Origin of the sequence: Fuscovulum ytuae (genome assembly GCF_029953595.1) — a bacterium.
In the GTDB taxonomy this organism is placed as follows: Bacteria; Pseudomonadota; Alphaproteobacteria; order Rhodobacterales; family Rhodobacteraceae; genus Paragemmobacter; species Paragemmobacter ytuae.
This window is the reverse complement of the sequence record NZ_CP124535.1, coordinates 1,669,109-1,693,981: the sequence shown is the minus strand read 5'-3', so window position 1 is coordinate 1,693,981 and position 24,873 is coordinate 1,669,109. Positions and strand designations below refer to the sequence as shown.

Annotated in this window: 22 protein-coding genes; 13 read left to right on the top strand and 9 right to left on the bottom strand. The window is 63.9% G+C overall.

Going from position 1 to position 24,873, the window contains the following annotated elements; translation table 11 throughout:
• The first annotated feature begins 18 nt into the window (after positions 1–18).
• Complete coding sequence (locus QF092_RS08120; RefSeq protein WP_281469250.1) at positions 19–741, top strand: proteasome-type protease; 723 nt, start codon at positions 19–21, stop codon at positions 739–741.
• Between the two features lie 196 nt (positions 742–937).
• Here QF092_RS08120 and QF092_RS08115 read toward each other — a convergent pair whose 3' ends face one another.
• Together QF092_RS08115 and QF092_RS08110 are read right to left on the bottom strand one after the other, a co-directional pair.
• Entirely contained in the window at positions 938–1,876 is a 939-nt protein-coding gene (locus QF092_RS08115; RefSeq protein WP_281469248.1) for an alpha/beta fold hydrolase, read from the bottom strand.
• On the bottom strand, positions 1,873–2,160 hold the full coding sequence (locus QF092_RS08110) for an SCP2 sterol-binding domain-containing protein (protein ID WP_281469246.1): 288 nt from the start codon (positions 2,158–2,160) through the stop codon (positions 1,873–1,875). Before QF092_RS08110 ends, QF092_RS08115 begins: the two co-directional genes overlap by 4 nt.
• Before the next feature lie 142 nt (positions 2,161–2,302).
• Here QF092_RS08110 and QF092_RS08105 point away from each other — a divergent pair, with 142 nt between their 5' ends.
• The 5 genes from QF092_RS08105 to QF092_RS08085 all read left to right on the top strand — a co-directional run bounded on the left by QF092_RS08105 (position 2,303) and on the right by QF092_RS08085 (position 7,169).
• Positions 2,303–2,794 carry a tetratricopeptide repeat protein gene (locus tag QF092_RS08105; RefSeq protein WP_281469244.1) on the top strand — a complete coding sequence of 164 codons (492 nt, stop codon included), beginning with the start codon at positions 2,303–2,305 and terminating at the stop codon, positions 2,792–2,794.
• Positions 2,795–2,807: 13 nt separating this feature from the next.
• Positions 2,808–5,645: a helicase-related protein gene (locus QF092_RS08100; RefSeq protein WP_420026513.1), complete on the top strand. Its 2,838-nt coding sequence runs from the start codon at positions 2,808–2,810 to the stop codon at positions 5,643–5,645.
• Positions 5,646–5,688: 43 nt separating this feature from the next.
• Positions 5,689–5,967, top strand: a complete 279-nt coding sequence (locus QF092_RS08095; protein WP_281469242.1) for an RNA-binding S4 domain-containing protein — start codon at positions 5,689–5,691, stop codon at positions 5,965–5,967.
• Between the two features lie 47 nt (positions 5,968–6,014).
• Positions 6,015–6,353 carry a ferredoxin FdxA gene (gene fdxA, locus QF092_RS08090; protein WP_281469240.1) on the top strand — a complete coding sequence of 113 codons (339 nt, stop codon included), beginning with the start codon at positions 6,015–6,017 and terminating at the stop codon, positions 6,351–6,353.
• Positions 6,354–6,659: 306 nt separating this feature from the next.
• Positions 6,660–7,169 (top strand): CarD family transcriptional regulator, encoded by a 510-nt coding sequence (locus QF092_RS08085; RefSeq protein ID WP_281469238.1) that lies wholly within the window; start codon positions 6,660–6,662, stop codon positions 7,167–7,169.
• A 50-nt stretch (positions 7,170–7,219) separates the two neighbouring features.
• Here QF092_RS08085 and QF092_RS08080 read toward each other — a convergent pair whose 3' ends face one another.
• Positions 7,220–8,206: a LacI family DNA-binding transcriptional regulator gene (locus QF092_RS08080; RefSeq protein WP_281469236.1), complete on the bottom strand. Its 987-nt coding sequence runs from the start codon at positions 8,204–8,206 to the stop codon at positions 7,220–7,222.
• Between the two features lie 179 nt (positions 8,207–8,385).
• Here QF092_RS08080 and QF092_RS08075 point away from each other — a divergent pair, with 179 nt between their 5' ends.
• Together QF092_RS08075 and QF092_RS08070 are read left to right on the top strand one after the other, a co-directional pair.
• The gene (locus QF092_RS08075; RefSeq protein WP_420026536.1) at positions 8,386–9,348 is read left to right on the top strand and encodes an efflux RND transporter periplasmic adaptor subunit; all 963 of its coding nucleotides are present in this window, start codon (positions 8,386–8,388) and stop codon (positions 9,346–9,348) included.
• Complete coding sequence (locus QF092_RS08070) at positions 9,341–12,535, top strand: efflux RND transporter permease subunit (protein ID WP_281469232.1); 3,195 nt, start codon at positions 9,341–9,343, stop codon at positions 12,533–12,535. Before QF092_RS08075 ends, QF092_RS08070 begins: the two co-directional genes overlap by 8 nt.
• A 201-nt stretch (positions 12,536–12,736) precedes the next feature.
• On the opposite strand, the gene QF092_RS08065 is transcribed toward QF092_RS08070, so the two are convergent.
• From QF092_RS08065 to chvE, 6 genes are all read right to left on the bottom strand, one after another.
• Positions 12,737–13,648 carry a Gfo/Idh/MocA family protein gene (locus QF092_RS08065; RefSeq protein WP_281469847.1) on the bottom strand — a complete coding sequence of 304 codons (912 nt, stop codon included), beginning with the start codon at positions 13,646–13,648 and terminating at the stop codon, positions 12,737–12,739.
• Between the two features lie 8 nt (positions 13,649–13,656).
• Positions 13,657–15,399, bottom strand: a complete 1,743-nt coding sequence (gene araD, locus QF092_RS08060; RefSeq protein ID WP_281469230.1) for an L-arabinonate dehydratase — start codon at positions 15,397–15,399, stop codon at positions 13,657–13,659.
• 7 nt (positions 15,400–15,406) lie between these two features.
• On the bottom strand, positions 15,407–16,402 hold the full coding sequence (gene araD1 / locus QF092_RS08055) for an AraD1 family protein (RefSeq protein WP_281469228.1): 996 nt from the start codon (positions 16,400–16,402) through the stop codon (positions 15,407–15,409).
• Between the two features lie 8 nt (positions 16,403–16,410).
• Positions 16,411–17,607, bottom strand: coding sequence for a multiple monosaccharide ABC transporter permease (mmsB, locus tag QF092_RS08050; RefSeq protein WP_281469226.1), 1,197 nt, complete (start codon positions 17,605–17,607; stop codon positions 16,411–16,413).
• A complete protein-coding gene (gene mmsA, locus QF092_RS08045; RefSeq protein WP_281469224.1) occupies positions 17,607–19,142 on the bottom strand; it encodes a multiple monosaccharide ABC transporter ATP-binding protein in 1,536 nt (511 codons plus the stop codon). Before mmsA ends, mmsB begins: the two co-directional genes overlap by 1 nt.
• A 67-nt stretch (positions 19,143–19,209) precedes the next feature.
• Complete coding sequence (chvE, locus tag QF092_RS08040; RefSeq protein WP_281469222.1) at positions 19,210–20,283, bottom strand: multiple monosaccharide ABC transporter substrate-binding protein; 1,074 nt, start codon at positions 20,281–20,283, stop codon at positions 19,210–19,212.
• A 146-nt stretch (positions 20,284–20,429) separates the two neighbouring features.
• Here chvE and QF092_RS08035 point away from each other — a divergent pair, with 146 nt between their 5' ends.
• The 5 genes from QF092_RS08035 (at position 20,430) to QF092_RS08015 (ending at position 24,862) form a co-directional block, all read left to right on the top strand.
• Positions 20,430–21,362, top strand: a complete 933-nt coding sequence (locus QF092_RS08035; protein ID WP_281469220.1) for a LysR family transcriptional regulator — start codon at positions 20,430–20,432, stop codon at positions 21,360–21,362.
• A 133-nt stretch (positions 21,363–21,495) separates the two neighbouring features.
• The gene (locus QF092_RS08030) at positions 21,496–22,635 is read left to right on the top strand and encodes an aromatic ring-hydroxylating oxygenase subunit alpha (protein ID WP_281469218.1); all 1,140 of its coding nucleotides are present in this window, start codon (positions 21,496–21,498) and stop codon (positions 22,633–22,635) included.
• Positions 22,636–22,710: 75 nt separating this feature from the next.
• Positions 22,711–23,124, top strand: coding sequence for a RidA family protein (locus tag QF092_RS08025; protein ID WP_281469216.1), 414 nt, complete (start codon positions 22,711–22,713; stop codon positions 23,122–23,124).
• Between the two features lie 59 nt (positions 23,125–23,183).
• Positions 23,184–23,861, top strand: a complete 678-nt coding sequence (locus tag QF092_RS08020; protein ID WP_281469214.1) for a DUF1028 domain-containing protein — start codon at positions 23,184–23,186, stop codon at positions 23,859–23,861.
• Between the two features lie 50 nt (positions 23,862–23,911).
• Positions 23,912–24,862, top strand: a complete 951-nt coding sequence (locus QF092_RS08015; RefSeq protein WP_281469212.1) for a LysR family transcriptional regulator — start codon at positions 23,912–23,914, stop codon at positions 24,860–24,862.
• Positions 24,863–24,873 lie beyond the last annotated feature (11 nt).

Below are 24,873 nucleotides of genomic sequence, written 5' to 3'. Positions count from 1 at the left end.
ATCTCTGGGGAAGAATCCATGACCTATTGCGTCGGCCTTTTGCTGAATGACGGCATCGTTTTGTTGTCGGACACCCGCACGAATGCTGGGTTGGACAATATTTCGACCTATCGGAAGATGTTCCTGTTCGAAGACCCCGGCGAGCGCGTTATCGCGATCATGACGGCCGGGAGCCTGTCGGTGACGCAGACGACCGTGGCGCGGTTACGCGAGGCGATCGAAGACCCGGATGCGACGGAAGACACGTCGATCATGACGGCGCCTACGATGCTGAAAGTGGCGGATATCGTGGGCAATATGCTGGCCGAGGTGCGGGCCGAGATCGACGAAAAAATGTCGGCGATGCAAGGGGTTACGGCATCGATGATCGTGGCGGGGCAGCGGAAGGGGGGGGCGATGCGGTTGTTCCTCATCTATCCCGAAGGGAATTTCATCGAGGCGACGGAGGACACACCCTTTCTTCAGATCGGCGAGCACAAATATGGCAAGCCGATTCTGGACCGCGTGGTGAAGCCGCAAACCAGCCTTCAGGACGCGCAGAAGGCGGTGCTGCTGTCGATGGATTCCACTTTGAGATCAAACCTTTCCGTGGGAATGCCGCTGGATTTGTGCGTGATCGAAAGGGACGCTTGCAAAGTCACGCTGACCCGCCGGATCGAGGCTGGGGATGAGCAATTCCGCGAGATGTCCGAGGCGTGGAGCAGGGCGCTGCGCGACGGGTTTAGCCAGATCAACCTGTGAATCGGTTGTGCCCTGTTTTGTGCCGCATTCTGTGCAGCAAACTGTGGTCACGCAGCGCGCGGTGAAAGCCGTTTTCGCGCAACGTCCAAGGCTGCGGATCGTCGGAGGTTATGGGGGCATGTTCCGGCGATAAGTTTGGGCGATGTGCCAACACGCTTCGAAGGTTCTTGCAAAGTGCTTCGAAGAAACTTGGCTGTCAGCTGTGGGCCGAGAACAGCGTTGCAGCGCTGTCGAAAAAGCGGCTGCGATGGGCCGGGGTTTCCATCGGCACCTCATGTTCGGCGCCTTGGTAAAGGTCCAGTCGGCCCGTGCGCCAGCCTGCCATGCGCAGGTGGATCGGGGCGACATCGACGACCTTTTCGGCGGTGCCAAGCGCGGTGACGGCGGGTGTCGTCGGGGCGGGCATGGTGGCAAGCATCCCGCATTCACGCAATGCGGCACCCAGCCAGCCGAGCGACGGCCCTCCTAGTGCGAGGTCGGGATGAGCGGCCACCTGACGGCGCATGTACTCCCACATCTCGGGGTCGGTGGTCAGGACATTGTCCTGAAAGGGCGCGGCAAGGACATAGGTCTGTCCGCCCGTGCCGGGGGCGTAGCGGTGGCCTTGCCCGAAAATCGGCGCAAGACGGCCCAGAACATGGGCGACGGGGCGCGACCATGCGGCCATGCTTATCCCCCACATCGGCGCGGAAAACACGGCAGAGGCGAAGGGCAATCCGCGCATCAGGCTGCGTAGGCCGATGCAGCCGCCCATGGAATGGCACATCAGGTGATAGGGGCGCGGCAAGCCTTCGGCGGTGGCAAGCGCGATGAGGGCATCCACATCGCGCTGGTATTCGTCGAAATCACCGATATGTCCGATCAGACGGTCGGCAAAGGCGCGGTCGGCAAGGCCTTGGCCGCGCCAATCCACCACCAGCGTGGCATAGCCGCGCGCGGCAAAGTCGCCTGCGGCGCGGCCGTATTTTTCGATATATTCGGTGCGACCGGGAAAGAGGAACACAGTGCCCTTGGCAGCGTGAGCGCCCCAGATCGCCGCACGGATGCGCGGGCCATCTGCGGGATGCAGCCAGACCGCGCGCCCGCCGGGCGGCGCGTCGGCCAGATCGTCGAAAAGGGGCGCTGCTTCGGTCACGAGAGTGCGGAGCCGAGTTTCATCGCCATTCCCATGGAGCCATCGACCGACAGCTTGCCCGTCATGAAGGCCATGGTCGGGTTCATGTCGCCCTCAAGAATGGCGCGGAAGGTGTCGGCAGAGGCGGTCATGGTGACATCGGCGTCTTCGTCCCCGGCGCGGACGCCATTGGCGTCGAGCATGATCGCCCCTTCCCCTGTGATGACGAATTTCGCCACACCGTCGAATCCATCGGACAGTTTGGCGGACAGGGCGGCCACGGCGGCCTCGATCACATCGCTCATTCCTTCAACTCCATCTTCTGATCGTGACAGCAAGGAGACTGGTCTTTCCCTGCGGTTGCGTTACCTTCGATTTATGGAAGCGCTTCGACGGTTACACAATCATGTCGTTGCGGCATTTGCCGCGCTTTTGTGCCTGGCCAGCATGGCGATGGCGCAGACGGACAAGCTTGATTCGCTGTTTGAGGAGTTGAAAGACGCAGATGCCCGCGCTGCATCGCGGATTGAGCGGGAAATCTGGAACGAATGGTCGAAATCTGGATCGCCTGCGATGGATCTTTTGTTGCAGCGAGGGCGCGACGCGATGGCGGCGGGAGAGACGGCGGCGGCGATTGAGCATTTCACGGCGCTGATTGATCACGCGCCTGAATTTGCCGAAGGCTGGAACGCGCGGGCGACGGCCTATTTCGTTGCGGGCGAGTTTGGGCCTTCGGTGAATGATATTGCCCGGACGCTGACACTGAACCCGCGGCATTTCGGGGCGCTGTCGGGGTTGGGGATGATCTTTGAGCAGTTGGAGCAACCCGAAAAGGCGCTGGAAGCCTATGAGGCGGCCTTGGCTATACATCCCCGGCTGCAGGGGTTAATCGAGGCCGTTGAACGGCTGGAAGCGGAAACCGCCGGGACGGACCTGTAAAGAGCACGATCAGATGGGCATGGGCGGACGGGTGACGGCGGTCCTTGGACCGACGAACACCGGCAAGACGCATTACGCGATCGAGCGCATGCTGGCGCATCGGACCGGGGTCATCGGGCTGCCCCTGCGTCTTTTGGCGCGCGAGGTCTATGATCGGATCGTGGCGCAGCGCGGGCCTTCGGTCGTGGCTTTGGTCACGGGGGAAGAGCGGATCGTGCCAGAGCGGACCCAGTATTGGGTCTGCACCGTCGAGGCGATGCCCTTGGAGATTGGCGCGGATTTCGTAGCGGTGGATGAGATCCAGCTTTGCGCGGACCCCGAGCGGGGGCATGTTTTCACCGACCGTCTGCTGCGGGCGCGGGGCCTGCATGAGACGTTGTTCCTTGGGTCGGACACGATGCGGGGGGCGATTGCCGCGCTGGTGCCGGGGGCGAATTTCGTCAAGCGGGACAGGCTTTCGACGCTGACCTTTTCGGGTTCGAAAAAGATCAGCCGGATGCCGCCGCGCAGTGCCATCGTGGGGTTTTCTGTTGAAAACGTCTATGCGATTGCCGAATTGATCCGGCGCCAGAAGGGTGGCTGCGCGGTGGTGATGGGGGCGCTGTCACCGCGCACGCGCAATGCGCAGGTCGCTTTGTATCAGAATGGGGATGTGGATTATCTGGTGGCGACCGATGCCATCGGGATGGGGCTGAACCTTGATATCCGGCATGTGGCCTTTTCCAGCACGGCGAAGTTCGACGGGCGGCGGATGCGGGCGCTTTATCCGCAGGAATTGGCGCAGATCGCGGGGCGGGCCGGGCGGCATGTGGAGAACGGCACCTTTGGCGTGACGGGCGAGGCGCGGCCTTTCGACGAAGAGATGGTGGATGCGATAGAGAACCACCGTTTTGCCCCGGTGAAAAAGCTGCAATGGCGCAATGCGGGGCTGGAATTCGGAAGCGTGGAGCGGCTGGTGCGGTCGCTGGAGGCGCCCACGAGCAACGAATGGCTGACGCGGGCGCGGGATGCCGATGATGTGGTGGCGCTGAAGGCGCTTGCCGAGATGGCCGAGGTGCGGGATCGGGTGCGTTCGCCTGCGGATGTGCGGCTGTTGTGGGATGTGTGCCGGGTGCCGGATTTCCGGTCATCCTCTACCACCGAACATGCGGCGCTTTTGGCGCGGATCTTTGAGTTTGTGAAGGGCGGCAAGGTCCCGTCGGAGTGGTTGGCCAAGGCGGTTTCGCGGATTGATCGGTCAGATGGGGATATCGACGCGATCTCGAAACGGCTGGCGTATATCCGGACTTGGACCTATGTCGCGCAGCGGTCCGGTTGGGTGGAAGATGAAAGCCATTGGCGCGACGAGACGCGCGCTGTAGAAGACCGCCTGTCGGATGCGCTGCACGCGCGGCTGACGCAGCGATTTGTTGACCGGCGGACAAGCGTATTGTTGCGGCGGTTGAAGCAGAAGGAGACCCTCGTGGCCGAGGTGAATGACAAGGGCGAAGTGATGGTCGAGGGCGAGTTCGTCGGCCGTCTGGAGGGGTTCCGGTTCCGGCAGGATGCCTCGGCCACGCCTGATGAGGCGCGGACGCTGCGGCAGGCGGCGGTGCAGGCGCTGCGGCCTGAATGGCATCTGCGGGCGGATCGTTTCTACAACGCGCCGGATACCGAGCTGGATTACACCGAGCAGGGCGGGCTGATGTGGGGGACCACGGCGGTCGGCAAGCTGGTGAAGGGGGCCGAGGCGCTGCGCCCGTCGGTCGAGGGGTTCGTGGATGAAGAAGCGGGGCCGGATGTCGCCGAAAAGGTGAAGCGGCGCTTGCAGCATTTCATCGACCGCAAGGTGGCCGCGCTGTTTGAACCGCTGGCCGCGATGAGCCGGGATGAGGCGCTGACGGGGCTGGCGCGGGGCTTTGCCTTCCGGCTGGTCGAGGGGTTGGGCGTGTTGCCGCGCGATGCGGTGGCCGAAGAGGTGAAGGCGCTGGATCAGGAGGCGCGGGGCGCGCTGCGCAAGCATGGCGTCCGGTTCGGGCAGTTCACGGTGTTCTTGCCGCTGCTGCTGAAGCCCGCGCCGACGCGGCTGCGCTTGGTCCTGTGGTCGCTCTGGAACGGACTGGATGAGTTTCCCGAAAGCCCGCCGCCCGGTCTGGTGACGATCCCGAATATCACCGAGGTGCCGAAGCAGCATTACACGCTGTCGGGCTATCATCCGGCGGGAAGCCGGGCGATCCGCATCGATATGCTGGAGCGGCTGGCCGATATCCTGCGCACGAAGGACAGCCGCGCGGGGTTTGAGGCGACGCCTGATATGCTGTCGATCACGGGGATGACGCTGGAGCAATTCTCGGACCTGATGGCCGGGCTTGGCTACAAAGGTGAGAAGGGCGAGCGGCCAAAGGTTAAGGCGGCCGAGCCGGTGGTGCCGGACCTGCCGCCGTCGGATCAGCCGATCCCGGAAGAGGTTTCGGTTCTGGCCCCCGTCCCGGAAGAGCCCGCGGCAGAGGATGCGCCGGTGGAGATGGAGGTGTTTTACACCTTCACCTGGGCGCCGAAGCCGCGCTTTCAGCGGCCCGAGCGCGGCAACCGTCCGCAAGGGGAGCGCCCCAATCGGGGCGACCGTCCGCAGGGCGAGCGTGGTGATCGGCCCAAGCGCGAAGGCGGCGGTGATCGTCCGCAGGGCGAGCGGCGTGAGGGGGGCAAGCCCCAGCATGGCAAGCCGCATGGCAAGGGCGGCAAGCACGAACGTCGGGATGGCGGCAAGCCGCAGGGGGCGAAGACCTTTGAATCGCGCCCACCGCGCGCCGAAAAGCCCATTGATCCCGACAATCCTTTCGCGGTTCTGGCCGCGTTGAAGGCCAAGTCCTGATTTGGCCGGCCCCGGCGCGCAAAAGACCGGGGGGCGCGCGACCTTGCGCGTGGACAAATGGCTGTGGCAGGCGCGGTTCTTCAAGACCCGCGCCCTTGCCGCCGACCTTGCCGAAAGCGGGCATCTGCGGATCAACGGCCAGCCCACGCGCAAACCCGGCGCAGGGGTGGGGGCGGGCGATGTGCTGACCTTTCCGCAAGGAACACGCATCCGGGTGATCCGGATTCTTGCCTTGGGCGAGCGGCGGGGGCCTGCCACAGAGGCGCAGACGCTCTACCTTGATCTTGATGCGCAGGACGCGGCATCGGACCCGCTTGAATGATCGCAAAAAGCCCTCTAGTCAGTCTGCCGTAATCCGAGGAGACCGCCATGACCTATGTGGTGACCGACAACTGCATCGCCTGCAAATACACTGATTGCGTGGAAGTCTGCCCGGTGGACTGCTTCTACGAAGGCGAGAACATGCTGGTCATCCATCCGGATGAATGCATCGATTGCGGCGTCTGCGAACCGGAATGCCCTGCCGATGCGATCCGCCCGGATACGGAACCGGATATGGATGAATGGGTGGCCTTCAACCGGAAATATTCCGAGATGTGGCCCGTGATCACCGTCCGTAAGGACCCGCTGCCCGAAGCTGAGGCGCGGGATGGCGAAACCGGCAAGCTTGCCAAGTATTTCAGCGAGGCGGCAGGCGAAGGGAACTGAGCAGGCAGGCCATAATTCTGCCATGCCGATTCGGAAAACCTGACCTGTGGATTCGGAATACCTGTGGATAATTGCCCGTTTTGCGGGCAATTGCCTTGGGGCAGCCTTTTTGACGTTGTTGGAATCGGGCCGATTCTGTGGTATAGAATCTGTTACAAACACAACGGAGGCCTGACCCTGCACTCAGCGCGTGATGCCTGAGCGGGGAATTTCTGTGACAGTTCGGCCGGTTCGCCGGAGCCAAGTCAGGTTCCGGTCGTCCGCATTGTCGCGTGAAACAGGCGGTCCCTTCGAGGAAACGACTGAATGACCAAGACGAAGAAGCCCGAGTTCCGCCCCAACGAGTTCGTCGTTTACCCCGCGCATGGCGTTGGCAAGATCATCTCGATCGAAGAGCAGGAGATTGCCGGTTTCAAGCTGGAACTCTTCGTGATCACCTTCGAAAAGGACAAGATGACCCTGCGGGTTCCCACGCACAAGGCCGTTGAAGTGGGCATGCGCCAGCTGTCGACGCCGGATATCGTGACCAAGGCGCTGGACACGCTGAAGGGCAAGGCGCGGGTGAAGCGGGCCATGTGGTCGCGCCGCGCGCAGGAATATGAACAGAAGATCAATTCGGGCGACCTCCTGTCGATTGCCGAAGTGGTGCGCGACCTGCACCGCACGGATGACCAGCGCGAGCAGAGCTATTCCGAGCGCCAGTTGTATGAAGCTGCGCTGGAGCGTCTGACCCGCGAAGTGGCCGCCGTTTCGGGCGTCGATGAGGCGGGCGCGCAGAAGAAAGTGGATGACGTGCTGCTGAGCCGCGCGGCCTGATCTTTCTGGCTTTTGGGACAGGGGCGGTGGCGCGATCCACCGCCCTTTTTCTATGGTGGCGGGGCGGTGGTGCCGCGTTCCATCAGGGTCAGCGGCAGATCGGGGGGCGGCGGTAAGGGCTGACCCCGCATGCGGGCGACAAGGCGATGAACGGCGGCCTCGCCTATGGCTCGGATGGGTTGGGCCACGGTCGTGAGGGGCGGCAGCGTATAGCGCGCGGCGGGCAGATCATCGAAGCCGATCACCGACAGATCACGGGGGATGGACAGGCCACGTTCGGCGGCGGCATGCAGCGCGCCGATGGCCGCCATGTCGGACGTGCCGATCAGGGCGCTGGGCGCGAGATCGGTCAGAAGATCGGCGGCCAAGGCACGGCAGGCGTCAAAGCCGTGATCGGCGGCAAGGCGGATGGCAAGGGGGGCAAGGCCCGCCTCGGCCAGTTCGGCCGTGATTCCCGCGACACGTTCTTGCACCGGGGCGGAATGGCCCGGCGCACCTGTGACGGCGATTTTGCGATGGCCAAGGGCGATCAGGTGGCGTGCCATGAGGCGGCCGCCTTGGTGGTGGTCGGCCGACACGGTGGGCAGGCCGGGAAGGGCGCGGTCCATCGCGACGATGGGGATATCGGCAGCGCGCAGACGGTCCACCGCCACGCTGTCGGCGGTGACCGAAGCGAGGATGACGCCATCCACCTGCTGCGACAGAAGGGCCGCGACATAGGCCGCCTCATGTTCCGGGCTTTCGGCGGTGGAGCAGATCATCGCGTGATAGCCCTGCCGGAACAGCGCCTGTTCCACGACATGGGCGAGGATACCGAAGAAATGCACATCCAGCGCGGGGAGGAGGACGCCGACCATCCGGCTGCTGCCCGACCGCATCATGCGCGCGCCAGCGTTCGGGGTATAGCCAAGCTCGGCAATCGCAGATTCGATCCGGGCGCGCATCTCGGCGCTGACATAGCCTGATCCGTTGACCACGCGCGACACCGTGGCGATCGAGGCCCCGGCGCGTTTGGCGATATCCCTGATCTTGGTCATCGGCGGCGATCCCGTTTCCCCTCCTGTCTAGTGGAGTGCGGGCAAAGGGCAAGCTTTGCCTGATCCGCCCGCTTCAAATATAAACATTCAGAGTCTTGAATATTTAATCTGCACGGGTTATCTGGGCCGGAGCAAGGCAAAAGGAGACCCCCATGCGCCCGTTTTCCGCTTTGACCCTGATGGTGATATTTTTGGGATCGGCCGCCATGGCCGAGACCGTTGTTCTGGAGCCGGTGGCGATCACCGAATGGAAGGCCGTTTATGGCCGGGTGGAGGCGCGCGACCGCATCCCGGCCCGGGCAAGGCTGGGCGGAACGCTGGTGGAACTGGCGGTTGCCGAGGGCGACGAGGTCGCGCAGGGCGATGTGCTGGCGCGGGTGGTGGATGAAAAGCTGGGTTTCCAGCTTTCGGCGCTGGATGCCCAGCGGGGGGCGTTGGAGGCGCAGCTGACCAATGCCAAGGCCGAACTGACGCGGGGCGAGGAATTGCTGGCCCAAGGGGTGACGACGGTCCAACGGCTGGATGCCTTGCGGACGCAGGTGGATGTGGTGACCGGGCAGATTGCGGCGCTGGAAGCACAGCGGCAGGTGGTTGAGCAGCAGGCGGCCGAAGGCGCGGTGCTGGCCCCGGTGGCGGGGCGGGTGCTGGATGTCCCTGTTGCGACGGGTGCGGTGGTGATGCCCGGCGAGGCGGTGGCGCAACTGGGCGGCGGGGGCATTTTCCTGCGGCTGGCGGTGCCAGAGCGGCATGCGGGTGATCTGACTGAGGGGGACGCGATCGAGATTGAGGGCGCGTCGGGGACGGTGACCGGGCGGCTGGCCAAGGTCTATCCGTTGATCGAGAACGGGCGGGTGGTCGCGGATGTGGAGGTCGAGGGGTTGACCGACCGCTTTGTCGATGCGCGCGTTCTGGTGCGGCTGCCCGTGGGGGAACGTGACGCGCTTTTGGTTCCAGAGGCGGCGCTGGTGACGCGGGGCGGTCTGGATTTCGTGGCCATCGAAGGCGCAGGGCTGCGGGCCGTGGTGCCCGGCGCAGAGGTGACGGTGGAGGGCGTGGCGATGGTCGAGGTGCTGACCGGGCTGAAGGCCGGGGATGCGGTTCTGGCCGTGGCACCTGAAGCAGGCGAGGTGGGCCATGAGTGAGGCAAAGCTGGGCATAGCCGGGCGGCTGACGAAAGGCTTCATCGCATCCGCCCTGACGCCTTTGTTCATCCTTGCGGCGCTGGCGGCGGGCTTGGTGGCGCTGGTGTCGCTGCCGCGCGAGGAAGAGCCGCAGATTTCCGTGCCGCTGGTGGATATCCACGTGCAGGCGCAGGGGTTGAAGGCCGAAGACGGCGTAAAGCTGGTGACGGAGCCATTGGAGATCCTTGTGAAGGGGATCAACGATGTCGAACATGTCTATTCCCAAACGCGGGATGATGCCGCGCTGGTGACGGCGCGGTTCGAGGTGGGCACCAAGGCGGAAGACGCCATCCTGCGGGTGCATGACAAGCTGCGGGCGAATATCGACCGCCTGCCCGTTGGTATTCCTGAACCGCTGGTCATCGGGCGGGGGATCGACGATGTGGCGATCCTGACGCTGACTCTGTCGGGCGAAGAGGTCACCGCGAATGACCTGACGCGGGTGGTGCGCGCGCTGCAATCCGAAGTGGCCAAGACCGAGGATGTGGGCCTGACCTATATCGTGGGCGAGGCGCAGGAGGCCATTCGCATCGCGCCGGACCCGGAGCGGCTGGCGCTTTATGGCATCACTTTGCAGCAATTGGCGGGCAAGGTGGCGCAGGCCAATCGGACGTTGAACACCGGGAAAATCCGCGATCAGGGCGGACAGATCGACCTTGTGGCGGGCCAGACCATGACGGCCCCCGCCGAGGTGGCGAACCTTTTGCTGACGGCGCGGGACGGGCGGCCTGTCTATGTGGCCGATGTGGCGGAGGTGAGTTTTGTTCCCGACACGTCGGACCATATCGTCAGCCATCTGGTGAAGGGCGAGGATGGGTCGGTGATCCGTTCGCCCGCCGTGACACTGGCCGTGGCAAAGCGGGCGGGTGCGAATGCGGTGGTGGTGGCCGAAGAGGTGCTGCACCGGGTGGAGGGCTTAGAAGGCCATCTGATCCCGGAAGGCATGACCCTGACCGTGACACGCGACTATGGCGAGACGGCGAATGAGAAGGCCAATGAGTTGCTGTTCCACCTTGGGCTGGCAACGGTGTCGATCATCGTGCTGGTTTGGCTGGCAATCGGTTGGCGCGAGGCCATCGTGGTGGCCATCGTCATTCCGGTGACGATCCTGCTGACGCTCTTTGCGGCATGGATCATGGGCTATACGCTGAACCGTGTCAGCCTGTTCGCGCTGATCTTTTCCATCGGTATCCTTGTCGATGATGCCATCGTGGTGATCGAGAATATCGCGCGCCACTGGGGGATGAAGGACGGTCGCAACCGGATGACAGCGGCCATCGATGCGGTGGCGGAGGTGGGCAATCCCACCATCGTGGCAACGCTGACCGTCGTTGCGGCGCTGCTGCCGATGCTGTTCGTGAGCGGGCTGATGGGGCCCTATATGTCGCCCATCCCGGCCAATGCATCTGCGGCGATGATCTTTTCCTTCTTTGTCGCGGTGATCATCACGCCTTGGCTGATGGTGAAGATCGCGGGCAAGGCCGACATGTCGGCCCATGCCCATGATGACAGCCATGGCGGCCATCCGGGCGGGGTGCTGGAACGCGGCTATAATGCCGTGGCGCGGCCCCTGCTGGCGTCGAAAGCGCGGAGCCTTGGGTTCTTGCTGATCACGGCGGTGCTGTCTTTCGGGTCGCTGGCGGCGCTTTATACCCGCGATGTGACGGTGAAGCTGCTGCCCTTCGACAACAAGTCAGAGCTTTCGGTGATGATCGATCTGCCAGAGGGCGCGTCGGTCGAGGCGACGGATCGGGTGGCGCAGGATGTGGCGGCCATCGTGATGGGGATGGACGAGGTGACATCGGTTCAGACCCATGCCGGGACCGCGGCCCCCTTCAACTTCAACGGGCTGGTGCGGCATACCTATCTGCGGCAGGAACCGCAGCTGGGTGAGGTGGCGATCAACCTTCTGCCCAAGACCGACCGGGACCGGGCGAGCCATGATATCGCGCTGGATATCCGCGCGCGGCTGGCGTCGCTGGAGGTGCCAGAGGGCACGGTGCTGAAGACCGTGGAACCCCCGCCGGGGCCGCCCGTCATCGCCACGCTTCTGGCCGAGGTCTATGGGCCGGATGCCGACACGCGGCGGCAGGCTGCGGCGCAGATCCGTGCGGCTTTTGAAAGCGTGCCTTTCGTGGTGGATGTGGATGACAGTTTCGGGGTGAAGGCCCCGCGTCTGCGGGCGGTGATTTCCAGCGATGATCTGGAATTCTTCGGGGTGCAGGAGGCGGATGTCTTCGACACGATGGCGCTTTTGAACGGGGGGCAGGTGGTCGGCTATTCGCATCGCGGCGACGGGCGGCATCCGATCCCCCTGATCGTCGGGCGCGACAAGTCTGACCGGGTGCTGGATGCGCGGTTCCTGACGACGCCGATCCCGGCCAATGTCTTGCCTGGCGCGCGGGGTGTGGTGGAATTGGGTGATGTGATCCGGGTGTCGGAAGAGGCGTCGTCCTACCCCGTGTTCCGGCATAACGGGCGCGAGGCCGAGATGGTGACGGCCGAGCTTGCCGGGGATTTCGAAGCCCCGCTTTACGGGATGCTTGCCGTGGCCGATGCCATCGAGGCGCAGGATTGGGCGCCGGGGACGAAGCCCGAGATCAGCCTGCATGGCCAGCCCGAGGATGAAGGGAAGGTCACGCTGCTGTGGGATGGGGAATGGGAAGTGACCTTCGTCACCTTCCGCGACATGGGGGCGGCCTTTGGCGTGGCGCTTCTGGGCATCTATATCCTTGTTGTGGCGCAGTTCGGGTCGTTCAAGCTTCCCTTGGTGATCCTGACGCCCATCCCGCTGACCTTCCTTGGCATCATCTTTGGGCATTGGCTGTTTGCGGCGCCGTTCTCAGCCACCTCGATGATCGGCTTCATTGCCTTGGCGGGGATCATCGTGCGGAATTCCATCCTGCTGGTGGATTTCATCCGGCATTCAACGACAGGTCCGGTGACGGTGGATGTGCTGGTCGAGGCGGGGGCGATCCGGTTCAAGCCGATCCTGCTGACGGCGATTGCGGCGATGATCGGGGCGGTGGTGATTCTGGCGGACCCGATCTTTCAGGGGCTGGCGATTTCGCTGCTGTTCGGGTTGCTGACCTCGACCTTGCTGACGGTGTTGGTGATCCCGGCGATCTATCGCGTGCTGCGGACCTGAGGCCGCCGGACGGATAGGGCGATACTGGCGAAGGTCGCATCGGCAGACGGCTGCCGGGGCGACCTTCTGCCATGGAGAGCGGTCTTTTGGCATCGGGGCAGGGTAATCTGTCAAGGCAATGGGCATCCCCCACAGCCCCAGATGGGAAGGTGCCTTTGCAGATGCGGGGCCGGATCGCAAAGATCCGGCCCTTTTGCGTGATCAGAATTGGAAGGGATCGGTGACGATCCGGCGGCCCAGCGTCAGGGCATCCGCCACATGGACCATCGGTGCGAGATCCACGTCAGAGTCCGCGCTGCGCACGAGGTCGGCCATGCGGGAATAGAGGAGGGGGTATTCGCCCATAATGGACGCCTCACCCGCCACCTCTTGCCCCGCAACTTCGAAACGATTGCCGCCAAAGCGCAGCGCGCAGGGGCCGGCATCGGTTTCGAATTCGATATCCCAAGTCTGCGGGCCTTCCTGCCGCCAGTCGAAATCGGCGGTGATGTTGCCTGAAAAAGTCAGGCGCGCGGCGATGGGCGTGTCGCGGTTGGCGGGGAATTCCAGATCGGCGGCGGTGATATGGCCGGTATGGGGCAGCACCTCGGTCAGGATCGACAGCGCGTTGATGCCGGGATCGAAGACGCCCATGCCGCCGGGTTCAAAGACCCAATCCTGACCGGGATGCCATTTGCGCACATCCTCGCGCCAGGTGATGCGGGCGGATTTCACAACGCGGCCTGCTAGCCATGCCTTGGCCGGGGCCACGGCGGTGGCCATGCGGCTGTGCCATGTGGCGAAGAGTGAGACGCCAAAGGCCTGCGCTGCGGCGCGCAGGCAATGCACCTCGGCCAAGGTTTGGCCGGGGGGCTTTTCCAGCATCACATGGCGACCTGCGCGGATGGCCATTTCGGCGTAAGGATAGCGTGGTTGCGGCGGGAGGCAGAGGGAGATCGTCGTGATATCGGGTCGTTCGGCCAACATCGCGGCGAAGTCGGTATAGGCGGGGATGCCGTCCACGGTGCCCGAACGGCTGACCGTGGCGGCAAGTTCCCAATCGGGAGAGGCGACGAGGGCGGGGACGTGCTGGTCGCGGGCGATCTTGCCGATGCCCACGAGGGCCAGTTTCATCTTCGCCATCAGTGCGAGTCCTTGCCCACCGGAGCGCCACGGCAGCCGAGCATAAAGTCGAGATCGGCCCCGGTATCGGCGCCCATCACATGGCTGTGGTGCAACTTGGCATAGCCGCTGTCGGGGGGCGCGATGCGGGGGGTCCAGAGGGCCTGACGGCGTGCGATTTCCTCATCCGACACTTCCAGATGCAGGCGGCGGTTGGGAACGTCCAGTTGAATGAAATCGCCGTTCTGCACGATGGCAAGAGGGCCACCCACAGCCGCTTCGGGCGAGGTGTGCAGGCAGACCGTGCCGAAGGCGGTGCCCGACATGCGCGCGTCCGAGATGCGGACCATGTCGGTGATGCCCTTTTTCAGCACCTTGGGGGGCAGGCCCATATTGCCGACCTCGGCCATGCCGGGATATCCTTTCGGGCCGCAATTCTTGAGCACCATGACGCAAGTTTCATCGATATCCAGATCGGGGTCGTTGATCTTGGCCTTGTAGTCGTCGATATCCTCGAACACGACGGCGCGGCCGCGATGGACCATCAGCGACGGGGTCGCGGCAGAGGGTTTGAGGACGGCACCGTTGGGGGCGAGGTTGCCCTTGAGCACCACCACGCCGCCGGATTGCGTCAGCGCGCGTTCCACGGGCAGGATGACGTCTTCGTTGTGGTTGACCACGTCCTTGACCTGTTCCCATGCCGTTTCGCCGGAAACGGTGAGCGCGTCCTTGTTCAGAAGCCCCGCCTCGCCCAGACGTTTCAGGACGACGGGCAGGCCGCCTGCGTAGAAGAATTCCTCCATCAGGTATTTGCCGGAGGGCATCAGGTTCACGATGGTGGGCACGTCACGACCAAGGCGGTCCCAGTCATCCAGCGTCAGGTCGATGCCGACGCGGCCCGCGATGGCCAGAAGGTGGATGACGGCATTGGTCGATCCGCCGATGGCGGCATTGGTGCGGATGGCGTTTTCGAAGGCCTCGCGCGTCAGGATGTCAGACGGCTTCAGATCGTCCTTCACCATCTGCACGATGCGGCGGCCCGACAGTTGCGCCATGACGCGGCGGCGGCTATCGACTGCCGGGATGGCAGCATTGCCGGAGAGGGCCATACCCAGTGCCTCGGCCATGCTGGCCATGGTGGAGGCGGTGCCCATCGTGTTGCAGGAGCCTGCGGAGCGGGACATCGAGGCCTCGGCCTCGGCGAATTCGGCGGGGGACATTTCGCCTGCCTTCACGGCTTCGGAGAATTTCCACAGATGGGTGCCGGAGCCGACACGTTCGCCCCGGAAATAGCCGTTCAGCATCGGCCCGCCCGTGACGACGATGGAGGGCAGGTCGGTGGAGGCGGCGGCCATGAGGAGGGAGGGGGTGGTCTTGTCACAGCCCACCAACAGCACGCAGCCATCCATCGGTTGGCCGCGCATCTGTTCTTCGATCGACATGGCAGCGATGTTGCGGAACATCATGGCCGTGGGGCGGAAGGCGGATTCGGAAACCGAGAAGACGGGCACTTCGACCGGGAAGCCACCCGCCTCGTAGATGCCGTTCTTCACCTTTTCGGCCAGCGCATTGAGATGCGCGTTGCAGGGGTTGAGTTCCGACCATGTGTTGAGGATGCCGATGACCGGGCGGCCATCGAAAAGATCATGGGGAAAGCCCTGATTTTTCATCCAGCCACGGTGATAGATATTGTCCCGGCTGGAGCCGCCGAACCATTCCTGCGAGCGCAGTTTGCGGGGCCATTTGGCGGGTTTGAAGGTCATGTCTTCCTCACAGAGTGTGAACGGCAACGGTCGCCGCGGCGGGCGCGGTGGCCTTGGCGAGCGGATTTTTAAGGGGCAGGCCGAAGGGCGGTGCCTCGATCTCGAACATATCGCCGGGCCGGGTGGAAATACCATCGGCAAAGGACAGGGTCGCGGTGCCGAACATATGGACATGCACATCGCCGGGGCGACGGAAGAGATCGTATTTGAAATGATGGTGTTCGAGATTGGCCATCGTGTGGGACATGTTCGCCTCGCCCGACAGGAACGGCTTTTCCCAGATCACCGCGCCATCGCGGCGGATGCGGGAGGTGCCTTGCACATCGGCGGGCAGGTCGCCCAAGAGGATTTCGGGGCCGAAGGACGCCTCGCGCAGTTTGGAATGGGCCAGCCAGAGGTAATTGACCCGTTCGGTGACATGGTCCGAAAACTCGTTGGCAAGCGCCCAGCCAAGGCGGCAGGGCGTGCCGTCGGGGGCGATGATGTAGATGCCGGCGAGTTCGGGTTCTTCGCCCCCGTCTTCGGCGAAAGCGGGCATCGTCAGGGGTTGGCCGGGCGCGATGGCGGTGGTGCCGTTGCCTTTGTAGAACCATTCCGGCTGCACGCCGGGGGTGCCGGGGGCGGGGCGGCCGCCTTCAAGCCCCATGCGGAACATCTTCATGCTGTCGGTCAGCGTCTCGGTTCCCGCGAGTTTCGCGTGCATCGCATCACGGGCCGAGGCGCTGCCCAGATGGGTGAGGCCGGTGCCCGTCAGATGCATATGGGCCGGATCGGGGTGGATGATCGGCAGGGTGACCCGGCCTTCCGCCAAAAGGGAGGGCAGGTCGACCGCCTCGCCCATCCCGCGTTCGGCAATGATCGCGGCGATGGGGCGGCGAGTGGTCGCGGCCTCTTGCGCGAGGTCATAGGTCGAGGCGGTGCCACGCAGGATCGCGGCTTCGGAGCCTGCGCGCACCACGACGGCAAGGCTGCCATCGGGGCGAGTGATCTGCGACAGGAGCATTGGGGGCCTCACTTGTTCTTGTTGTAGACGTCGAAGATGACGGCGGCGAGGAGGACGAGGCCCTTGATGACCTGCTGATAGTCGATCCCGATGCCCATGATGGACATGCCGTTGTTCATCACGCCCATGATAAGCGCGCCGACAACGACGCCGATGATTTTGCCCGACCCGCCGGTCATGGAGGCCCCGCCGATGAAGACGGCGGCGATGACGTCAAGCTCGAAGCCCACGCCGGCCTTGGGGGTGGAGGAGTTGAGGCGCGCGGCAACGATCATCCCGGCAAGCGAGGCAAGCACGCCCATGTTGCAGAAGGTGAGAAAGACAAGGCGATCGGTATTGATCCCCGACAGGCGCGCGGCCTTTTCATTGCCGCCAAGCGCATAGATGCGGCGGCCTGTGGTGGTCTGTTCGGTGAAGAAGGCATAAAGGACGGTCAGCACCGACAGCACGACGACAACATTGGGCAGGCCCCGGAAGCTGGCCAGTTTGTAGCCCACGAAAAGAAGTGCTGCCGCGACGATGAAGTTGCGGATGGCGAAGACGATCATCGGTTCGGGGGCGATGCCGAATTGCAGATCCCGCGCGCGGGACCGCAGACCCAACCAGAGGATCGCGATGGCGGCCAAGGCCACAAGGAAGAGCGCCGTCATATTCGGTTTGCCGACGCCGAAGGCATCGGGGATGAAGCCGGTGGAGAGGGATTGGAAGGATTTCGGGAAGGGGCCGACGTTCTGGCCATCCAAGAGCCAGAGTGTGAGGCCACGGAAGACAAGCATGCCCGCCAGCGTGACGATGAAGGAGGGGATGCGCCAATAGGCGACCCAATACCCCTGCGCCGCCCCGATGCAGAGGCCGACGAAAAGGCAGGTGGGCACCACAGCATAGACGGGCCAGCCCATGTTGACCGTCAGCACGGCGGCCACCGCCCCGGTGAAGCCCACGACGGAGCCCACGGAAAGGTCGATATGCCCGGCGACGATGACCAGCAGCATCCCCAGCGCCATGATGATGACGTAGGAATTCTGCAGGAAAAGGTTGGTGATGTTCTGGGCCGAGAGGAAATCCACCCCTTGGGTGACGCGCACGATCACCGTGAAGAACAGGACGATCGCGACAAGCGCGAGGATCATCCCGTTTTCCCGCAGATGCCCGCCGAGATGCGCACCGATGCCCTTGCCGCCTGCGTCTGCCGATTGATCCGCCATCACGCCACCTTCGCCTTGCCGTCATTCTTCAGGATGAGGGACATGATGCGTTCCTGACTGGCCTCGGCCTTGGTCAGTTCGCCCACGATGCGCCCCTCGTTCATCACGTAGATCCGGTCGCACATGCCCAGAAGTTCGGGCATTTCGCTGCTGATCATCACCACGCCGCGCCCTTGGGCGGCGAGTTCGTTCATGATTGAGTAGATTTCGAATTTCGCGCCGACATCGATGCCGCGTGTCGGTTCGTCAAGGATCAGGACCTGCGGATCGGCAAAGAGCCACTTCGACAGGACGACCTTTTGCTGATTGCCGCCAGAAAGGTTGACGACCTTTTGGAACACCGAAGGCGTGCGGATCGACATGGCGCGGCGGTATTCTTCGGCCACCTGTTGTTCGCGCCCGCGCGAGAGAACCCCGCGCGTGGCGACGCCTGCCAAATTGGCAAGGGTGATGTTCCGCACAATGGGTTCGTCAAGGACGAGGCCAAGCTGTTTGCGATCCTCGGTCACATAGGCGAGGCCTGCGGCGATGGCTTTGGTTACAGAGGAGGTATCGACCACCTTGCCGCCCATCTTGACGGTGCCGGAAATGTCGCGGCCATAGGCATGGCCAAAGATCGACATGGCGAGTTCGGTGCGGCCTGCGCCCATCAGGCCTGCAATGCCCACAATCTCGCCCTTGCGGACGGTGAAGGCCGCGTCGCGGATCATCTGGCGGCCCTGCTGTTCGGGGTGCCAGACGGACCAGCCCGACACGTCCATCAACACCTCGCCGGGGTGGCTGTCGCGTTCGGGGTAGCGGTGGGCCATGTCGCGGCCGACCATGTCGCGGATGATGCGTTCTTCGGAGATCTCGGCTTTCGAGAGGGTGGAGACGGTTGCGCCGTCCCGCAGGATGGTGATGCGGTCAGCGACGCGCCCGATCTCGTTCAGTTTGTGGCTGATGATGATCTGGGTGACGCCCTGTGCTTTCAGTTCCAGCATCAGGTCCAAAAGTTTCTGGCTGTCATTTTCCTGAAGCGCGGCAGTGGGTTCGTCGAGGATCAGAAGGCGGACATCCTTGGCCAGCGCCTTGGCGATTTCGATCAATTGCTGCTTGCCGACGCCCAGCTTGCCCACCTGCGTCGTCGGTGCCTCATCCAGCCCGACCTTTTTTAGCAATTCGCCCGTCATCTGAAAGGCGCGGGGCCAGTTGATGATGCCGCCCGAGGCGACCTCGTTCCCGAGAAAGAGGTTCTCGGCGATGGAGAGGAGGGGCACGAGGGCCAGCTCCTGATGGATGATGATAATGCCCTTCGCTTCGCTGTCGCGGATGCTGCGATTGGCCAGAAGGGTGCCGTCGTAGAAGATCTCGCCGTCATAGGACCCGTGCGGATAGACGCCCGACAGGACCTTCATCAGGGTGGATTTGCCCGCGCCGTTTTCGCCGCAGATGGCGTGGATCTCGCCTTGTTCGACCGTGAGGTTGACATGGTCCAGCGCGCGGACGCCGGGAAAGACCTTGCTGATCCCCCGCATTTCCAGAAGCGTTGCCATGGCATTCCCCCGCGTTGCAAAAGGCCCGCCCGACCGCAAGGGCAGGGCGGGCCTTCGTTAGGCATTCTTACTTCAGTTGGTCGGCGGTGTAGTAGCCCGAACCGACGAGGATTTCTTCGTAGTTCGTGACATCAACCGAGACCGGTTCCAGAAGGTAGGAGGGAACCACCTTCACCCCGTTGTCATAGGTGTTGGTGTCGTTGATTTCCGGCTCGCCGCCCGACAGGATTGCGTCGACCATCTTGACGGTCACGCCGGCAAGGGCGCGGGTGTCCTTGAAGATGGTGGAATACTGTTCGCCTGCGATCATCGATTTGACCGAGGGGATTTCCGCATCCTGACCGGTGACGATGGGCATCGGCAGGTCGCCCGAGCCATAGCCCACGCCCTTTACCGAAGACAGGATGCCGATCGACAGCCCGTCATAGGGCGAGAGCGCGCCATGAAGCTGCTTGTCGCCGTAGTTGGCGGACAGAAGGTTGTCCATCCGGGCCTGTGCCACGGCACCATCCCAGCGCAGCGTGCCGACCACATCCATGCCCATCTGGCCCGACGGGACCACGATGTCGCCCGCGTCGATCAGCGGTTGCAGGACGGACATCGCGCCATTGTAGAAGAAGAAGGCGTTGTTGTCGTCGGGCGAGCCGCCAAAGAGTTCCACGTTCCACGGTTTCACGCCGGGGAAGCGTTCGTTCAGGCCCTTGACCAGCGACTCCGCCTGCTGCACGCCGACCTTGAAGTTGTCGAAGGTGGCGTAATAGTCGACCGACCCGCTGTCGCGGATCAGGCGGTCATAGGCGATGACCTTGATGCCCGAGGCGGCGGCATTGTCCAGTGCGTTCGACAGCGTGGTGCCGTCGATGGCCGCGATGACAAGGACGTTGACGCCCTTGGTGATCATGTTCTCGACCTGAGCAAGTTGGGTCGGGATATCGTCTTCGGCATATTGCAGATCGGTGGCATAGCCCGCGGCCTGGAACTGTTCGACCATCGAATTGCCATCGGAAATCCAGCGTGCCGACGACTGGGTCGGCATGGCGATGCCGATAGTGCCTTTGTCCTGTGCGAAGACGGGTGCGCCGACGCCGACCATGGACGCAGCAGTGGCAAGCGCGAGAAGCGCCCTTCTGGAAAGTATCATGATGTCCTCCCTCGCCGTGATGCGCCACGGCCCGTTGACGGTCCCTCATCCCGGCCTTGCCCGGTTCTGACCGCGGGGCGCAGGGTTGCAACGCTATTCCATATCCGTCAAAGAATGTTTTGTGATTTTGCTATGGCAGAAACGTTATGAATGAGCCGGATATCCTGCTGCGGCGGGGCTTGAAACTGTCGCATCTGCGGCTGATGGCGGCCTTGGCTGAGGCGGGGCAATTGGGCCTTGCGGCGGATCGGTTGGGGATTGCGCAGCCCGCTGCCTCGCGCCTCTTGGCTGAGGTGGAGCGGATCACGGGCCAGCCTGTGCATCTGCGCACGGGTCGGGGGATCACATTGACGCCAATGGGCGAGGCCTTGGCGCGGCGCGCGGGGCGCGTGGTGATGGAGTTGCGCGACGCAGGCCGCGAGATGGCCGAACTGGCCGGGGGCGGCGCAGGGCATGTGCGGATCGGGTCCGTCACGGGGCCAGCGCTGGATAGGGTGCTGCCCGCATTGCGCACGGCGCGGCTTGCCCTGCCGCAGGTGACGGCGGAGGTGGTGGTCGCGCCCTCCGATCTTTTGGGCCAGCAGCTTTTGTCGGGGCGGCTGGATTTTGCGCTGGGCCGGATGCCGGGAGGGATGGAGGGGGAATTGTCCCTATCCGATCCGATGGGGGTGGAACCTGTGGCCTTGATGGTGCGGCGCGGGCATCGGCTGGCGGGAGCATCGCGGGTGCAGCCTTTAGACCTGATGGATTTCGACTGGGTGATGCCGGGGCCAGAGGCGCTGCTGACGCAGGCGGTGATGGGCAGGCTGACGGCGCTGGGCCTGCCACAGCCGCCGCAACGTTTGGCGACGGCGTCCTTTCTGCTGACACTTGCGCTGATCCAGCAATCCAATGCCATCGCCCCCTTGGCGCGGGCGGTCTGCGACCGTTTTGCCGGAGAGGGATCGCCCTATGTGATCCTGCCTGTCGATCTAGGGATCGTGGTGGAACCTTTCGGCCTGTTGATGCGGCGCGGCGCCATTCTGACACCTGTCGCTGCGCGGCTGGTGGCGATGGTCATGGCGCAGGGGGCGGATTAGGCTGTGCCTAAGCTGCGCGGCGGAACATCCTGCTTTCCTTGGCACGCGCAGTGAAGGATGGTCGGGCGGCGCGATGGGGGCAGGGCCGTTTTGGCCGGGCTAGCCCGTTGCCCTGCCGGACAGGAGGCCCGACATGACCGCACGCGACCCTGCCCTTCATGCGATCGAAGAGTTGCGGGCCAATGTGGCCGTGCCGTTCGAACGGGCGCAGGCGATGCCGAAAGCGGTCTATGTCTCGCCTGAATTCGCGGCGGCAGAGGAGCGGCACATCTTTGCGCGCGACTGGCTTTGCGCCGGGCGGGTGGATGCGCTGAAAGAGCCGGGCGATTATCTGACGATGGAGATCGCGGGCGAGCCCATCATCATCCTGCGGGATCGGGATGGGGTGTTGCGGGGGATGTCCAACGTCTGCCGCCACCGGATGAGCGTTCTTCTGGAGGGGCGGGGACGGGTGCGCAGCATCGTCTGCCCCTATCACGCCTGGACCTATAATCTGGACGGGTCGCTGCGGGGTGCGCCTGCGATGACGCTGAACGAAACCTTCTGCAAGGAGGCGGTGGCGCTGCCCCCGGTGCGGGTGGCGGATTGGCATGGCTGGATCATGGTGACGCTGAACCCGGATGCCCCCGACATCCATGCGCGGTTGAAGGATGTGGAGGCGCTGGTCGGCCATCTTGAAATGGGCCGCTATTCCGAAACCTTCCGCGAGGAATTCCGCTGGGCCACGAATTGGAAGGTCCTAGCCGAGAATTTCATGGAAAGTTATCATCTGCCCGCCTGCCATGCAGGCACGATCGGCGGCAGTTGCGATCTGGCCTTGATGGAATGCCCCGAGGGGACGGAGGCCTTTAACTACCATTGGATCGTGAAGAATGACACGGTGCCCTTGGCGCTGGCGCATCCGTCGAACACCCGGCTGGTGGGGGATGAGCGGCGCATCACATGGCTTTTGGCGATTTACCCGGCGCTGCTGATCACGCTGACGCCGGGCTATTTCTGGTATCTCGCGCTGACACCGGATGGGCCGGGACATGTGAAGGTCTTGTTCGGCGGCGGGATGAGTGCGGAATGGATGGCCGATCCCGACGCGACGGCGCATCTGGCGGCGGTGAAGGCGCTGCTTGATGATGTGCAGGTCGAGGACAAGGGCTGCACCGAAAAGGTCTATCGCGGCCTTCTGGCCCGCATGTCGGCCCCCGGACCACTGAGCCATCTAGAACGGCCCAATTTCGAATTCGCACAATACATCGCGCGGATGATGCCCGAAGCGTGATCCCGCAGCCGCCCGGGGGGGCCGGGTCCGGCCCCTTTGGACCCCCCAATCCCCCTGACCCATCGGAAAGACGCCATGGCCCATACCCGCCACCGCAAGTTCAACACCAAGGAAACCTATCCCGAACAGAAGCTGGACAATGACCTTGCTCAGGCCGTCGTGGCGCGGGGGACGATGATCTTTTTACGTGGGCAGTGCCCACAAGAACTTGATACCGCGAAGAATATCGACAGCCACGATCCAGTGGAGCAGACGCATAAGGTGATGCAGAACATCCGCCAATTGGTCGAGGAATGCGGCGGGAAGATGGAGCATGTGACAAAGCTTGTGGTCTATCTGACCGATGTGCGGCACCGTGAGGCGGTCTATCGCACGATGGGGGAATATATCCGGGGTGTGCATCCGGTCTGCACGGGCCTTGTCGTGGTGGCCCTTGCCCGGCCTGAATGGCTGGTGGAGATAGATGCCACCGCCGTGATCCCTGACTGAGGCACATTGCATCGACCCTGGGGGCAGACGGCCCCGGGGCATCCACAGAGAGGTGATCCATGACCTTTTCGCTGCTGGCCCGTTGTGCCGAAACCGGGGCTTTCGGGATGGTGATTTCCTCCTCGTCTCCTGCCGTGGCGGCGCGCTGCGCCCATGCGCGGGCGGGGGTGGGGGTTGCTGCGACGCAGAACATCACCGACCCCGCGCTGGGGCCGCGACTTCTGGATCGTTTGGCAGGTGGTGACGGGGCGGCGGAGGCGATGGCGGCGGTGGTGGCCGGGGCCGCGCATGTGGACTATCGGCAGTTGATGGTGGTGGATGGGCAAGGACGGGTGGCCAGCCATTGCGGGGGGCGCATCCTTGGACGCTGGGGGATCGCGGAAGGCGAGGGCGTGATCGCGGGGGGCAACCTTTTGGCGCATGAAGGGGTGCCTGCCGCGATGGTGGAGGGGTTCCTTGGCGCGCGGGGTGCTTTGGGGGATCGGCTGATCGCGGCATTGATCGCGGGTCGGGATGCCGGGGGCGAGGCGGGGCCTGTGCATTCGGCAGGGCTTCTAATGGTGGATCGCGAAAGCTGGCCCGTGGCGGAGTTGCGCTGCGACTGGTCGGAGGAGGCGCGGCCCATCGAGGCGGTGGCGCGGGCTTGGGCTGTTTATGCGCCGCAAATGGCGGCCTATGTGCAACGGGCGCGCGATCCGCGCGAGGCGCCATCTTATGGTGTGCCGGGGGATGAATAGGGCGGTGTTGGCCCTTTCGCTTGGGTCGCGCGGCGTCTAGCCTTGGGATCATGCCGCTTCGATTCACGCTTCGACAGTTGGAATATCTTGTCGCCGTGGCCGAGTGTGGATCGGTCGCGCTGGCGGCAGAGCGGTGCCATGTGTCATCGCCATCGATTTCCGCCGCGATTGCGCAGCTGGAGCAGGAATTCGGCTTGCAGCTTTTCGTGCGACGCCATGCGCAGGGGTTGTCCCTGACGGAAGGCGGACGGCAGTTCACAGAGGCTGCGCGGGGGGTTCTGGCGGCTGGCGCGGCCTTGGGGGACCGGGCTGCGGAACTGACGGGGCAGGTTAGGGGGCCGCTGGCGGTGGGCTGCCTTCTGACCTTTGCGCAGGTGGTGCTGCCCCGGTTGCGGCGCAGCTTTGCCGAGGCGCAGCCGGAGGTGGAGTTCCGCCAATCCGAGCATGACCATGCCGGGCTGATCGAGGCGCTGCGCCATGCCACGCTGGATGCAGCGCTGAGCTATGATCTCGAAGTGCCGGGCGATCTGGAGTTTTTGCCGCTTTTGTCGTTGCCGCCCTATGCGCTTTTGCCAGAGGGGCATCCGCTGGCGGGGCGAGAGGCGGTGACGGCGGGCGATCTGGCGAGATTGCCTATGGTTTTGCTCGACCTGCCCTTTAGCGCGGACTACTTCCTGTCCTTCTTTGCCGAGGTCGGAATGCGGCCGCAGATTGCCGAGCGGACGCGGGATATGGGCGTCATGCGGGCGATGGTGGCGAATGGATTTGGCTATTCCATCGCGAATATCCGGTTGGGATCGGATCGGGCGCCGGATGGGCGGCGGGTGGTGTTCGTGCCGTTGAAGACAGCGCGGCCGCCGATGCGGATGGGGTTGATCCTGCCCAAGGGCGCGCCACTGCGGCGGGCGGTGGCGGCCTTTGCCGATCATTGCCGGGCCACGGTGACCGAGGCGATGTTGCCGGGGATGGCGGGGCCTTGGCCTGAGGGGCTTGACCCGTGACGGGGCGTGGC